General features: G+C 41.6%; 12 protein-coding genes. 5 read left to right on the top strand and 7 right to left on the bottom strand.

The features are described 5' to 3' along the window. Positions 1 to 143: 143 nt before the first annotated feature. On the bottom strand, positions 144 to 1,367 hold the full coding sequence (locus ACOQOA_RS04650) for a patatin-like phospholipase family protein (protein ID WP_420547482.1): 1,224 nt from the start codon (positions 1,365 to 1,367) through the stop codon (positions 144 to 146). 103 nt (positions 1,368 to 1,470) lie between these two features. Next, complete coding sequence (locus tag ACOQOA_RS04645) at positions 1,471 to 3,168, bottom strand: methyl-accepting chemotaxis protein (RefSeq protein ID WP_420547481.1); 1,698 nt, start codon at positions 3,166 to 3,168, stop codon at positions 1,471 to 1,473. Between the two features lie 349 nt (positions 3,169 to 3,517). Between ACOQOA_RS04645 and ACOQOA_RS04640 the strand changes: the two genes are divergently transcribed. Next, entirely contained in the window at positions 3,518 to 5,602 is a 2,085-nt protein-coding gene (locus ACOQOA_RS04640; protein WP_420547480.1) for a methyl-accepting chemotaxis protein, read from the top strand. 74 nt (positions 5,603 to 5,676) lie between these two features. On the opposite strand, the gene ACOQOA_RS04635 is transcribed toward ACOQOA_RS04640, so the two are convergent. From ACOQOA_RS04635 to ACOQOA_RS04620, 4 genes are read right to left on the bottom strand one after another with little or no spacing between them, the layout of a single operon-like run. Continuing rightward, entirely contained in the window at positions 5,677 to 8,097 is a 2,421-nt protein-coding gene (locus ACOQOA_RS04635) for a GcvT family protein (protein ID WP_420547479.1), read from the bottom strand. 15 nt (positions 8,098 to 8,112) lie between these two features. After that, the gene (locus tag ACOQOA_RS04630) at positions 8,113 to 9,663 is read right to left on the bottom strand and encodes a trimethylamine methyltransferase family protein (RefSeq protein WP_420547478.1); all 1,551 of its coding nucleotides are present in this window, start codon (positions 9,661 to 9,663) and stop codon (positions 8,113 to 8,115) included. Beyond that, complete coding sequence (locus ACOQOA_RS04625; RefSeq protein WP_420547477.1) at positions 9,664 to 10,464, bottom strand: phosphate/phosphite/phosphonate ABC transporter substrate-binding protein; 801 nt, start codon at positions 10,462 to 10,464, stop codon at positions 9,664 to 9,666. Positions 10,465 to 10,478: 14 nt separating this feature from the next. Then, on the bottom strand, positions 10,479 to 11,342 hold the full coding sequence (locus ACOQOA_RS04620) for a fatty acid desaturase (RefSeq protein WP_420547476.1): 864 nt from the start codon (positions 11,340 to 11,342) through the stop codon (positions 10,479 to 10,481). A gap of 238 nt (positions 11,343 to 11,580) precedes the next feature. On the opposite strand from ACOQOA_RS04620, the gene ACOQOA_RS04615 reads away from it, so the two are divergent. The 4 genes from ACOQOA_RS04615 (at position 11,581) to ACOQOA_RS04600 (ending at position 13,736) form a co-directional block, all read left to right on the top strand. Continuing rightward, on the top strand, positions 11,581 to 12,456 hold the full coding sequence (locus tag ACOQOA_RS04615; protein WP_420547475.1) for a helix-turn-helix domain-containing protein: 876 nt from the start codon (positions 11,581 to 11,583) through the stop codon (positions 12,454 to 12,456). Between the two features lie 76 nt (positions 12,457 to 12,532). Next, complete coding sequence (locus tag ACOQOA_RS04610) at positions 12,533 to 12,862, top strand: peptidylprolyl isomerase (protein WP_420547652.1); 330 nt, start codon at positions 12,533 to 12,535, stop codon at positions 12,860 to 12,862. Between the two features lie 144 nt (positions 12,863 to 13,006). Beyond that, a complete protein-coding gene (locus ACOQOA_RS04605) occupies positions 13,007 to 13,408 on the top strand; it encodes a hypothetical protein (protein WP_420547474.1) in 402 nt (133 codons plus the stop codon). Further along, positions 13,398 to 13,736 (top strand): hypothetical protein, encoded by a 339-nt coding sequence (locus tag ACOQOA_RS04600; protein ID WP_420547473.1) that lies wholly within the window; start codon positions 13,398 to 13,400, stop codon positions 13,734 to 13,736. Before ACOQOA_RS04605 ends, ACOQOA_RS04600 begins: the two co-directional genes overlap by 11 nt. A gap of 4 nt (positions 13,737 to 13,740) precedes the next feature. Here the strand turns inward: ACOQOA_RS04600 and ACOQOA_RS04595 are convergent, their stop codons facing one another. Further along, a complete protein-coding gene (locus tag ACOQOA_RS04595) occupies positions 13,741 to 14,166 on the bottom strand; it encodes a DUF983 domain-containing protein (RefSeq protein WP_218048791.1) in 426 nt (141 codons plus the stop codon). Between the last annotated feature and the right edge of the window lie 161 nt (positions 14,167 to 14,327).

Genomic DNA, 14,327 nt, shown 5'->3' with positions numbered 1-14,327 from the left:
ACCTTGTTAATAAGATACGTCAATGCATTTTTGAGGAATTATTATTAATTTTTATTGAGAAATGGAACTTTCACAATAATGGTAATTTTGTTGCGTAATAATATTACTTGAATGAGAAATTAAATTACAATGATTTTGTGAATTTATTCATTGAGGCGATTTTTCTTTTCTTCAGCTTCTAATATTTTAAAACTTTTCTCATCGGTCAGGCTTGTTTGCCAGGCATATCCACTTCGACCTTGTTGATAGCCAACTTCAAATAAAGCTGACATATATGCAGGATCAAAAATACCATTGATCGGGGCAGAAAAACCTTCCGGTACAGTTGTAAGGTTAAAGTTAAACCCATCTCTATGGGCAATATCTTCAATACTGATTAAATCTCCCCAACCCTGATATTTGATTAAGGTACTTATGGACCGTCCAGATAGAGAGGCGATATCCATTTCTGTTGAACTATATTCAGGGGCAATTTTTGTGTTTCGGATCAACCAAAAGTTTTTCTTTGGGTATGCATTCATATATTCCTCTAATCCACGTACATTTAACTTACGCGGATAAACAAAGATTTGGTGGGTCACACCGCCATCCACATGAAGTTCTTGAAACTTTTTTCCGTCGACTTCGACTTCAAATAAGACAGGTGGGAAAACGCCTGGTATTGCTGCAGACGCGGTGATGATATCCCGGATAAGCTGAGTTGCTTTTGGGTGACCTGATTCCGCTATGCGCCCTATATCCCAAATCATTGGGCGCTGTGCGTCTAGGTTAGTCGTGCCTATTTGTAAAAATCGGCCTTTGCGGCTTTCTTGTGCAATTGCTTCAACGATTTCATCTGTAATTTCCCGTTCAATGATATCAACAAGAGGTTGATTATCGCTAAGAGAGGAACCACCAAACAATGCTTTCAGCAATGTGAAGTCAAAGATTTTTTCATCGGTAGTTTTAGTATAAAATTCTTCAAGACGATCATCATATTCAGATCCAAGAAAAGCAAAGGGGGCGATAATTGCGCCTGTGGAAATGCCTGTTACCATTGCAAAGACTGGCCGATCTCCGCTTTCTGTCCATCCTTTCAGGAAGCCCGCACCATAAGCACCATCTTCACCACCACCGGATAAGGCCAGAATATCAATATGCTCTTTTGTATGTGGGTATGTTTGCACAATCATTTTAAGCTTATCGACAGCTTCATGCATATAAGGTGCGACATCATCTCCCCAATAGCGGATCTTAGGTAGGTCAGGGATTTGCGCTTTTGCGTAATTATGTGGAGCTGCGGCGGTGAAATCGCGATTAGGTGTTGTGCAAGCTGACAAAATCAACAAAAGAATAACTGTCGAAAGATATTTCATGTGGGCTGTCATGTTTTAACGCCTCTTTAAATAAAGATAGAGAATATCTTAACTTGCAATTGAATAAAGAAAACCCCCTCTTTAAGAGAAGAGGGGGCTGAAGACCTTATTTAGCTTAATTCTTTAGTCTGACGTCAGATAGGAATTGTTGCACATATCCTTTGAGATTATTTGAGATATCCGCAAGACTGTCAGCCGATCCAGAAACAGCTTGAGCCCGATTTCCTGTATCATTTGCAGCCGTGGTCACATGGGTAATGTTGCGCGCAACTTCCTGAGTGCCATCCGCTGCCTGTGCTACATTTCTACTGATTTCTTCAATAGTTGCACTTTGCTCTTCAATGGACGCCGCAACAGTAGAAGACATATGGTTAATATTCTCAATAATCTCCGAAATTTCGCGGATTGCAGTTACTGCGCCTCCCATTTCCGATTGGATATTGCTGATCTGGCTGCCGATTTCTTCGGTTGCCTTACTGGTTTGAGCAGCAAGTGATTTTACTTCATTTGCAACCACGGCAAAGCCTTTACCCGCGTCACCTGCACGTGCGGCCTCAATTGTTGCATTTAATGCCAGAAGATTAGTTTGATCAGAGATATCGCTAATTAAGCCTACAACTTCGCTGATACGATCTGAGGCTTCAGATAAAATTTCGATTTTCGCAGAGGCTGTTTCAGTTTTCTCTACGGATTCAGCAAGCAGGTTAGTTGTTTGTTGAACTTGGTTTGTGATTTCCCGAATAGATGCGGAAAACTCTTCACTTGCGGCAGATACAGATTCGACATTCTGTGCGGATTGATGTGTCGCTGCAGATACGTTAGCAGCCTGCATACTAGCAGTTGCCGCATTATCATTGAGAGCAAGAGAAGCTGATTGCAATGTTTCAACCGCGTTTGAGACATTCGCCAACATCACATTTACTTCGGTATCAAAGTCAGATGTGAGTTGAGTTACTTGCTGAGCACGTTGTAGTTGTTTTTCTTGCTCTTGTCGTTGTTCCGCGCGCAGGCGCTGACGTTCAATAGCATTTTCTTTGAAGATTTGAACCGCATTAGCCATATCGCCAACCTCGTCATCACGTTCGGTACCTTCAACCATTTGATCAAGTTTACCTGCCGCGAGTTCACGCATTGCAATAGTTAATCGTTTAATTGGGACGATACTTTTGTTTGAAATTATAAGGGTGGCAGCCAAGAAGATTACAAGAACAATAATAGCAGTGATGACGATATTTGTTGCAATGCTATAGAAAAATTTGTCGGATTTTTGTTTTTCAATCCCCACATAGAGAATGCCGATAACTTTGCCGCTATTATTTTTAATTGGGCTATATTCTGTGAAGTAATCTTTCCCCAGAATAGTTGCTTCGCCTAAATAAGTTTGTCCTTTTGTAACGATTGGATATACACGCCCATTCTGACCAAGTGGCGTACCAACGGCCCGTTTACCGTTATCTTTGATGATGTTGGTGGTTTTACGCCAAAAGTCTTGCGTTTCTTCATCCCATGCAAAGATGGTCGCAGTGTCACCGGTTGCCTCGGTAATGCTATCAATCATCTTATTATTATCAAATTCAGGTAGTTCGGCGATCTTCAGATTTCTCACCATACCATCGTGATTGATTTGATATGTTAGGGTGGGATAATGCATTTTCATACCTAATGCTGCAGTACGCAGAGATTGTGCTTGTTGCTCAATCGCTGCGTGATCAAGCTCATTTTTCAAGGTAAGAATGGATACACCTCCTACACATAGGGTAGCCAGAAAGAGTATAACGGTAGAAAAGATTGATAACTTCGCGGCGATTTTCATGAGATTAGCCCCTCGTGCCGATAAATAATTAGGGTTAATTAAGAATGATTATTAATTGCGTATGGGCCATATAAGACGAACTGATAAATAAATCAAGTGCTATAATAGCGTAATTTTGAAGAATTCTATTTTGAGGAGAGTAAGGTTTTAATCGGTGAAAATATGTCAGTTTATATCTCTATATTTTAAAAAAATACAACTTAAGGTTTTGTATTTTAAATGATTTTTTGAAACATTATCAAATATTTATAGTTTTTCTATCACCATTCTGTTACATTTATGCTATCTAATTGAATACTTGGTCAGGCTGTATTATTGGACGGCTAAGTAAATTAATAGGGGATGCAGAATGCTAAATCGACTTTCACTTAGCGCTAAATTGACATTATTTAGTGCCTTACTTGTCTCTACATGTTTGATTATAGGTATTGCCCTACAGACTCGATCAAGTACGACAACCATTTCTGAACTAACTTTGTCTGAAGCCGAAGCAGTTGGTCAATATCACGCGGAACAAATAGCCCGTGACCTAGATCGTGCGATGCTAGCTGCCAGCTCTATCGCCAGTAGCTTTAGAGGGATTCGTCAATCCAAACCAGAAGGTCGTGACGCGTATAATAATGTTCTCAATCAAACCATGATTGAATTCCCTTATCTTGCAGGGGCTTGGACAGGTTTCCTTAACGATTCCTTAGATGGTAAAGACGCGGATTATGTAGACGTTGGTGGCCAAAATGATGCACAAGGTCGTTATGCTGGTTACTATTATAATTTTGGTAACGGTATCGTTCCTTATCAATTGACAGGTCTGAATGATATTTTAGACACAAGTGACCCGGGGAATAATTACTTTAATCAACCTTATACATCTAAGAAACCTGCTGTCGTTGATCCTGTATTATACGATATCGAAGGTGTTGATGTTTTATTGCCATCTTTCACTGTGCCGATTTTGGATGAGAACGGAAAATCTATTGGTGTTGCTGGTGTGGACATGACTGTGAATGCGATGTCAGAACGTATTGGTAAGCTTGAACCATTTGAAGGTGGTAGCGTAGATTTGATTTCCAATAAGGGGTTATGGGTCGCAAATCAAAACGCAGAACTATTTGGTAAGTCGGTTGAAGAAATTGATGATTTCTATAAGGATGCTCTTCCTTCTATTCAAAGAGGTGAAAAGTTAACTGTTGCTGAAGGCGATTTTTACCATTTGTTTATTCCCGTGAATATTTCACGTACGGATACACCATGGTCCGTGGTTGTGAATGTACCAGCATCAAAGGTAACAGAAGCCGCGGATCAACAACGTAACGTTATGATCATTGGCGGAATTATCCTCGTGATTGTTGTTTCAATAGTCTTAATGATCATTGGTAATGTTGTGATTAAGCGTCCTATGGCCTCCACTGTTAATGTTATTACTGCTCTTGAAGAAGGGGATTATAACGTTGAAATCACAGGTGCGGATCGTCAGGATGAAATTGGTCAGGTGAGCAACGCGCTTGAACAATTTAAAGAAAATGCAAAACGCATGCGTGATTTGGAAGCTGAGCGTGTTGAAGCTGAAAAACGTACCGAAGCTGAACGTCGCCAAGCGCAGTTAAGTATGGCAGATGATTTTGAATCTTCTGTTGGGCAAATTGTCCAAGCTGTAACAACGTCTTCTAATCATCTTTCTGGTGCGGCTAATGATATGAATTCTGCTGTCCAAACATCACAAGACCAGACGGTTGCTGTGGCAAGCGCCGCTGAAGAAGCATCAGTAAATGTACAAACCGTTGCGGCTTCTACGGAAGAGTTATCTGCATCTATTAATGAAATTTCTCAACAAGTTGCACGTTCTGCAACCGTTGCAAGCAGTGCGGTTGAAGAAGTTGATAAAACCAATGATATGGTGAAAGTATTGGCAGAAGCAGCTGATCGTATCGGTGAAGTCGTTGGTTTGATTAATGATATTGCTGATCAAACAAATCTATTGGCTTTGAATGCGACAATTGAGGCTGCCCGAGCTGGTGATGCAGGTAAAGGCTTTGCGGTTGTGGCGAATGAGGTGAAATCTCTTGCCAACCAAACAGCAAATGCGACGGATGAGATTGTCCAACAGATCACGGCTATTCAAGGGGAAACCAAAAATACTGTAAAAGCGATCGGTGGTATTGGTGAAACCATTAATAATATCCATGATGTGGCAACAACAATTGCAGCTGCTGTCGAAGAGCAAGAAGCGGCAACACGTGAGATTTCACATAGTGTACAACAGGCAGCTTCAGGTACTGCAGAAGTATCTGCAAATGTGGAGGGCATGCGAAATACTGCCGAAAACACAGGTGCAGCCGCTAATCAGGTAAATCAGGCATCTACAGAACTGAAAGAGCAATCTGATCACTTAGATGCACAAATGAGAAGCTTCCTTCAACAAATTCGCGAAGGATAAGTGACCGTTACTTCAAAAAAGAAAAGGCTGGAATAAAATATTCCAGCCTTTTTTTATTTCTTTATTCCGAAATCTTAATTTGTCAGGCGTTCATTGCTAGGATCAAACAAGGTTTCTGTAAATAATGTTGCTTTACGTTTCTGCCCTAGAATTTCTATTTCAACTTCCAAACCTTCTTTGGCAAGCTTTGTGGGTACAAAACCATAAGCAACTGATTTTTGGCTATAATGAGCATAGCCACCAGATGTAACGAAACCAATGACTTCGTCACCATGCCAGATAGGCTCATCCGCCCAAACATCCGCATCATCGCTATCAACAATGAAGGTGCATAGTTTTCGCTTTGGTCCTTCTTGCTTTTCCTTCAAGGCAGCTGCTTTACCAATAAAATCGGCTTCTTTTTTATAAAGTGTAAAGCGATCCATGCCTGTTTCTGCGGGCATATAATCTGGACGGAACTCGCGCCCCCAAGAGCCGAAGCTTTTTTCCAAACGCAGACTCATCATTGCACGCATACCAAACGGTTTCAGGCCTAAATCTTGTCCTGCTTTTGCCAAGATATGATATAGTGCGATTTGTTCCTCTGCAGGCACATAGATTTCGTATCCTAAATCCCCCGTATATGTGACGCGTTGGATAATTGCATGACAGGTACCAACATCCATTTGTTTGACATCAAGAAACTTGAACGCATCGGCAGATACATCTTCAAAAGCGACACGGGAAAGAAGCTCTCTTGATTTTGGACCAGCGATTTGAAAACCGATACGGCGCGTTGAGATATTCTCTACAGTTACTGATCCATCTTCTGGCAAGTGCTGTTCAAACCAACGCATAGTATAGGCTTGCATCCCGAAAGAACCCGTTACCATGAATTCTTCGTCATTGAGACAGGAAACTGTCAGATCACCAATAATCTTACCAGCAGGGCTGAGCATTGGGGTGAGGGATAGGCGACCCGGTTTAGGAATGCGACCTGCCATAATCCAATCAAGCCAGTTGCGGGCATCTTTGCCTTTAACTGTATATTTTCCGAAATTATGAATTTCGTTAATGCCAACAGCTTCACGAACAACCTTACATTCTGCTGCTGCAGCTGCAAAGGCATTGCTTCGGCGGAAAGTTGGTGTTTCTTCCAGTGGCTCATTTTCCGGCGCAAAATAATTGACAACTTCCATACCATATTGAGCCCCGAATACAGCGCGTTGCTCTTTCCAGATACCATAGGCAGGTGTGGTTTGTTGCGGACGTGCTGCTGGTAATTCTTCATTTGGATAAGAAACAGAGAAACGACGTTGATAGTTTTCTTTTACTTTCGCACGCGTGTAACCAGGCGTAATCCAGTTCCCGAAACGGGCCACATCCATCGCGAAAACATCACGTTGTGGTTCACCAGATACCATCCATTCTGCCAGTGTCAGGCCGACACCACCTCCCTGAGAAAAACCGGCCATAACGCCACAAGCTGACCAATAATTTTTCAATCCCGGGACAGGACCGACTAGCGGATTGCCATCAGGGGCAAAAGTGAAGGGGCCATTGATCACCTTTTTAATCCCTGCACGTTCCAGAACAGGGAAGCGTCTAAATGCGAATTCCAAGGCATCGCCGATACGGTCCAAATTATCATTTAACAATTCATGTCCAAAATCCCATGGGGTTCCACGTTCGGCCCATGGGTCACAATCCTGCTCATAAAAACCGATACAAATGCCTTTGCCTTCCTGACGTAGGTAACTTTCGCCTTCTGGATCCATAACATGGGGTAACTCATATCCAAGGTCGGCAACTTCTGGTGTTTCTTCGGTGATCAGATATTGATGTTCCATTGGATGTAAGGGCAAGTAAACGCCCGCCATATAGCCAACTTCACGGGCCCATAATCCACCTGCATTGACGATATGCTCAGCTATAATAGTACCTTGTTCGGTTACCACTTCCCAAGAGTTATCTGGACGTTGATTAAGCTCCTTAACCGGATTACGAAGCACAATTTCAGCACCAGCCATTCGGGCAGCTTTCGCATAGGCATGCGTTGTACCAGATGGATCTAGATGACCATCAAGCGGATCATATAGTGCTCCGATTACGCCTTCTACATTTGTAATAGGGGATAATTTTTTGATTTCTTCAGGGCCTACGATTTCTGTATCCAAACCCATATAACGATGTTTAGCGCGTTCCGCTTTTAGATAATCCATTCGTTCCGGGGTGGTCGCCAAAGTAACACCACCCACATGGTGGAGGCCGCAACTTAGTCCGGTAATTTCTTCCAATTCCTTATACAGGCGAATGGTATAGCCCTGTAACGCAGCCATATTTGTATCGGCATTTAACGTATGGAAACCACCTGCCGCATGCCATGTAGAGCCTGAAGTTAATTCAGACCGTTCAATCAACATGATATCTGTCCAACCTAATTTGGTGAGATGGTAAAGGACGGAGCAACCGACAACACCGCCGCCAATTACGGCTACTTTGGTATGAGATTTCATTCTTAATTTTCCCTTTTAAAAATCGCCTGTTACGCCGCCTTCGGAAATTCGACGGGCGACAAATTCATTGATTGCGTCATGCTGGCTTTGTTCAAGCGTTGGCGCAGTATATTCAGTCAGAAATTGTTTATAGATATGATGGGCGCGTTCGGTAGCGGTCTTGCCCCCATTTTCAGTCCATGTTTCGAAATTATTCCAATCGGAAAGCATGGGTGAATAAAAGGCGGTTTCATATCGATCTATGGTATGTTGTGTGCCAAAGAAATGACCACCTGGTCCAACATCTTTTATAGCTTCAATGGCAAGGCTATCAGTTGTGATTTCAGGCGGTTGCATGAACTTTGACATCATTTGCATCATTTCAGCATCCAAAATCACTTTCTCAAATGAGGCTGATAAACCTCCCTCAATCCAGCCACATCCATGCATGATAAAATTTGCATGTCCCATCATCGCACCCCAGATCGACATCTGGCTTTCATAGGTTGCTTGTGCATCAACGGCGTTGGATGCATTCGCGTTTGATGATCTGTAAGGAATGTTGATATAGCGTGCCAACTGCCCGCCAATCATGGCAGCTTGTGTATTTTCTGGTGTACCAAAGGCTGGTGCCCCGGATTTCATGTCCACATTTGAGGTGAAGCCACCATAGGCAACAGGTGTGCCGGGATTGAATAATTGTAAAAGGGCAATACCAGCTAAAGCTTCAGCATGTTGTTGGGCAAGTGCACCTGCGATTGTTACTGGAGCCATAGCGCCGGACAGAGTGAATGGTGTGATAATACATAATTGATTATGTCGTGCCATTTCAAAAGCACCATCAACCATAACACCGTCAATACGAAGGGGCGAAGAGGTGTTTATGATGGTGAATAAGCGGATTTTTTGATCGAACTCATCCCAGGTTTCGCAACCATGTGCTAGGCGGGTGATCTCCAAGGCGTCGGTGATACGTTCCTGTCCCAAGGAATAGGCGTGATAAAACTTGTCAGTGAGCGTTGCCATATCGGCGATACAATTTAAGTGGCGTGTGCGCGATGGTAAATCCACGGGTTCGACTGGATAGCCGGCCACAAACTGAATAATGTTAAGGGACTGACAAAGTTTTAGAAAGTTTTGATAGTCTTCATGGTTACCCGAGCGACGTCCTTTTTCCAGATCACTAGCATTGGGGGCCGAGGCGACCGACCCAATAGCAATAGACCCATTGGTAACTTCTAAATTATGTGCAGGATTTCTTGCGTGTAGAGTATATTCTGCAGGTGCAGTCTTTATGGCTTTTTCTATAATTTCACGATCAATTTTAACTCTATCATTTCCGTCAACGATACGTGCGCCAGCCCTTTTCAAGATTTCCTTGGCTTCTTCATGTAGAATATCGATGCCAATATCTTCCAAAATTTCCAAGGCTGCATTATGGATCGACGCGATTTGATCTTCGGAAACCACCTGCATTAGAGCATATGGATTTTTAAATTGTTTCCATGGGAGTTGGTTGATTTTTTTTGAAATGCGGTTTGATCCTGTTTGTCTTTTTCGCCCTGTTCGTCTGGATCTTTCAGTCATTTATTTTTCTCCATCCGATTTTTCTATATTTAAGGCTTCTATTATGTCCTGATAATCGTTTTTGATGATCTGATAATGATTTTCGGTATTTGCAAGAAAGCCTTCGATAAATAGGTTGTCCTTGATGTCTTGATCCAAAGTCTGGATGCCGAGCTGAATGGCGCCGACTAATGCATCTAATCGCTTCTTATTCTTTAATGAAGAAATATAAGGTAAAGAGGCACGTTCTTGAGTATGTCCGACAATTTTGACTTTGCTAGCAGCTGGTTCATGATTAAGCGCCAATTTCCAAGACACGTTATCGATCACGGCATAATCGATTTCGCCAGAATAAACAGCATTAACTGAATTACGATGGCTTCCTGTGATCGTGATTTCTTTGGGATCTAGATAACTATATCCGTGTTTTACAAAATGATTTTGTAAGCAGGCGTAACCGGATTGAGAGTCAAATCCATTGCAGCCAAATTTCATTTTATATAATTCATCAAGTTCATATGTATCACGGGCAATGATGACACTATTATAAAAACCAGCGGTACAGTCATTATTATATATAGGTGATCCAAGATGTGCGACATCACCTTGTAAAAAACGCATAAAGGGTAGTCCGCAAGTTTGCCCGATTATAAGATCAGATGATCGCCAAATAGCTTTTAAATCATCCTGATCATGAAGAAGACCATCTGGTACAGTAAAGCCTGCTCTAGATATGGCTTCTTTTAAGTTCATATAATATCTGTCAGTATATGGTCGGACTTCGGGCCAGTCATACATTGGCAGAATTGCAAGAGATGCCATGTAGATACTTTCTCTTATAATTTTCGCTTAATAGGATAAATAACAGGCTCTTTCGCTTTAAAGAAGTATTTTACGAAAATCTCACTATAGCTTTCGAAATAGTAACTATTGTTTTTGCCAAGGAAACGATCCCGGTTTCTTTCAAAAAGAGCAGGGATTCGATACCAGGCAACATTAGGGTATCCGTGATGAACAGAGTGGAAGTTATTGTTTAAGAATAAGAAGCTAAAGAAACCTTTACGTTCAATGATAACTGTACGTGCTGTGATATTCTCATGCGCCTGATGTTCAAGGAAAGTACGAATTCCAAGTAAGGATAAGCCAAAATAACAACAAATCAGATAGGCCCAAATTGGCATGGATGCGTATACAGATAATACCCATAAATAACCTGTCATAAGAAGGGTATGAATAAGCCATGTGAGACGAATACGACGATCACCATGAATAAGTTCGCATAGGGTAAACTTGGTTAAACTTAAGGCCGGTCCAAACAAGATACGCCCAAATAAGGTATTGTTTAAGGTAAGAAGTTTTTGTTGGAACTTACTGATTTTATTCCAATCTTCTTCTAACAGATACCAACTTTCAGGATCTTCAATAGGGTCCGAAACAATACTGTTATCATGATGTTTCAAATGGGTTTCCTTAAAACGGAAATAGGGGATGAAAACACCAAGTGAAACAACAACTAATAGATCATTCAATAATTGTGATCTAAAGGGATGACCATGCAGGAATTCATGTTGTAGGGATGAATGCAAAGTAATGAAGGGAATCAAAATCAGCACGCAAATCCATAATGGATAAGCCATCGGATTGATTACCAAATATGCGACTGTCGCATAACAAACGCCCAGCAATAGGAGCGTCCGCATTTCTGCAAACTCTTTCAATAGCACTGTTATAACCCCCAGTGTTAAAATATACGAAACCCAAGTAAGGCAAGCCTTTATGGAAGGCGGTTAGGGCCTTTTCCCCAAGACGCAAGGAAGCGTCTTAACCCTGTGCTATAGTGATAGGACAAAAAGGTTTTTGTGGACAATCATACAATTCAAACATTAATATTATAATTCGATATGAACTTATAAATTTGTTATAAAGGTAATATTTGTTGTGAATTCACATCAATCTAATGATTATTCTGCTGATAAACGGGATGTTGCGCATGTTTTTCGCGATCGCATGGCGATGTTGATTGCCCAACGTGGTTTTAATCTTAGTCAGTTTTCGAAGTCAATTGGCATCGATCGGTCGGCCCTAAGTCAGTTTTTGGCCCCTGATTCTACTCGTTTACCGCGGGCAGAGACACTCTGTGCCATTGCGATTTCATGTGGTGTTTCTCTTGATTGGTTGATGGGACTAATTGCTGCGGATGGATTAGATGGTGATATTGTCCCGTCGACCGAAGCTCTTCACCTAAGTGGCGCAGAAGCACAGGAAAAAATTGCAGAATGGCACCGTGAAGCGGTTGGGTATAAAATTCGATATGTGCCATGTACGATCCCGGATATTTTGCGCATAGAAGATGTGAGCGAATTTGAGTTTCGCGCCCATAGCCTCGATTTCCGTGAAGCTCAAGATCACGAGGCAAGACAGTTGCTATCAGGCACTCCACGATTAGAAACAGATGTGGAAGTCTGTATCCCTAAACAAACATTGGAACTATTTGCCCATGGAGAAGGGATATGGAAGGGGTTGGATGCCTCTATTCGCCGTAAACAACTGGAATCTATGATTAAGCAGTTAGATGAATTTTATCCAACCTTCCGAATGTTTATCTATGATCAACAAGATATCTATTCTTCACCTTACACATTATTCGGACCTTTACGGGCTGCGGTCTATTTAGGGAACATGTATCTGGTCGTGAATTCTGTGGATCATATCAAGGCAATCAGTCAGCATTTTGATCGATTGATCCGTGCGGCAATTGTGCCAGCCGATCGTATTGAAACCTATATTCAAGACTTATTGGATAGCATAAATTAATTGGTTAAAAACATAGAACAGGAGTTGTTTGAACCTGCATTTATGATAGGGTGCGCCTCAGTTTAAATCTGAACATATTAAGGATAATAAGATGCAAGTTGCTGCTTCCCATATTTTATTGATGTATGCTGGTTCCATGCGTTCCACAGCTTCTCGTTCTCAAGACGAAGCAATCGCATTAATCAACGATTTAAAAACACGTATCGAAGGTGGCGAAGAATTCGCAGCTTTGGCGCAAGAATTTTCTGATTGCCCATCAGGTCAATCTGGTGGTTCTTTAGGTACATTTGGTCGTGGTCAAATGGTTCCTGAATTCGAAGAAGCTGCGTTTAATATGGAAGTAGGTGGTCTAAGCGATGTTGTTGAAACAGCTTTTGGCTATCACTTGATCCAACGCACTGCATAAGATTTTAAATCTTTGTATGAAAAGGCAACCAGTTTTGGTTGCCTTTTTTGTTTGATGACTCTTAAAACGATTTTTGCTATACTTATCACAGGCAGAAAGCCTGAGAGAGAAAATTGAGAGAGACGCCAGAAGGCGTAATTTATTATGGTTAGCAAAATATCCGGTGAGATAACGGCAGGACAGCGGCAGCAATTGCAACGCTTCTTAGACCGTTATGGGGAACAAAAACAAAGTTCCAATTTTAATGTTCAATCCAATTCCACAAATGCTACGAACGGCCTGACTAATCTTAGTGAGGTGCTTAACACCTATGGTGTTAACTCGCAAAATAGTAGCTTTTCCCTGGCAAATATTGAGAACACTGCCTATGGCAAACATCTTGATGCAATCTTTAACCCTGCGCCTTTGGTGGATTCCGAAGTTGATGGTGTGAAGGTTAAAGTCGCTGCTGAAGAATGGGAAAAAGATGTAGAAGTGAAGTTATCTGATCTGGCTGAACGGATGATGAAACTTGGCATCAATGTGGAGGGGAGCGATGACACATAGTTCACCTTTAGGGCTTATGTCTGAAGGTGAAAGATTGGCTTTAGAACTTTATCTTGTCAAAAATTCCATTCCACTTTCTGCGGGTAAGCCTTATGTGGTTCACGCATGGACGATTACGGTTGGCGATTATTGGCCGCTAAACTTTAGTGTTCTTTATGAAATTACAAAACGTAATTATCGTAAGGCGTTGGAGGAACGTGCTAATTGTTTGGAAATCGACGTAACTGATACTTATACAGATCGTTATGGCTGGAACGAAAACAGCTGGAGTTTTCCGCTCAAAATAGAGCTATCTCCAGCTGCTCAGAAAATTATGGGAACGTCGTAGCGTTTTAGTGTTGTTCGTCGCCACGCATGCGCAATGCCCACATCAAACCAAGGCAAGCACCTTTGATTGGCGGTAACATTACGAGTGTTGCAACAACAATGATTGGTAAGAAAATAGACAAGCTCACCCAAAGTGGGGGGGCGATATTGCGTTCCACATCAATAATAAATGGCGCAAGTAAATGGCCAAGGATCAAAATTGTTGCCCAAGGTGCAAAATCATCTGTACGAATATGACCTAGTTCTTCGTCGCATTTACCGCAACGATCTACAATTTTAAGATATTTGCGATAAATTTTACCTTCACCGCAACATGGACAGCGCATCATAACGCCACGTTTCATAGCTTGTTTTTTAGAACGCTCCGGTAGTTCTTCGATCTCATCATCGTCTAAAACACGATTTTCAAAATCACTGCTATATTCTTGCATCCCGCATTTCCTTCCCGCGTTTTTATGCATTCAAATTGCGAAATATTTTAATTCTATATGTAACGTCAGAGGTTATATATATTTTTTTAGTATGTTGAAATACTTAAAACCATAATTTTTCATCTGTATAGAGCTAATTTAGGAATAACTGTTGAGATAAT

This window comes from Curvivirga sp., from assembly GCF_965219885.1.
Classification (GTDB): Bacteria; Pseudomonadota; Alphaproteobacteria; order UBA8366; family Aestuariispiraceae; genus Curvivirga.
This window is presented reverse-complemented; position numbering and strand designations above follow the sequence as displayed.

Bases quoted from the DNA above. Each gene is read 5' to 3' on its own strand.
- ACOQOA_RS04650 (WP_420547482.1), bottom strand. From the start codon at position 1,367: ATGACAGCCCACATGAAATATCTTTCGACAGTTATTCTTTTGTTGATT.
- ACOQOA_RS04645 (WP_420547481.1), bottom strand. From the start codon at position 3,168: ATGAAAATCGCCGCGAAGTTATCAATCTTTTCTACCGTTATACTCTTT.
- ACOQOA_RS04620 (WP_420547476.1), bottom strand. From the start codon at position 11,342: ATGCGGACGCTCCTATTGCTGGGCGTTTGTTATGCGACAGTCGCATAT.
- ACOQOA_RS04595 (WP_218048791.1), bottom strand. From the start codon at position 14,166: ATGCAAGAATATAGCAGTGATTTTGAAAATCGTGTTTTAGACGATGAT.
- ACOQOA_RS04600 (WP_420547473.1), top strand. From the start codon at position 13,398: ATGACACATAGTTCACCTTTAGGGCTTATGTCTGAAGGTGAAAGATTG.
- ACOQOA_RS04635 (WP_420547479.1), bottom strand. From the start codon at position 8,097: ATGAAATCTCATACCAAAGTAGCCGTAATTGGCGGCGGTGTTGTCGGT.
- ACOQOA_RS04605 (WP_420547474.1), top strand. From the start codon at position 13,007: ATGGTTAGCAAAATATCCGGTGAGATAACGGCAGGACAGCGGCAGCAA.
- ACOQOA_RS04640 (WP_420547480.1), top strand. From the start codon at position 3,518: ATGCTAAATCGACTTTCACTTAGCGCTAAATTGACATTATTTAGTGCC.
- ACOQOA_RS04625 (WP_420547477.1), bottom strand. From the start codon at position 10,464: ATGGCATCTCTTGCAATTCTGCCAATGTATGACTGGCCCGAAGTCCGA.
- ACOQOA_RS04630 (WP_420547478.1), bottom strand. From the start codon at position 9,663: ATGACTGAAAGATCCAGACGAACAGGGCGAAAAAGACAAACAGGATCA.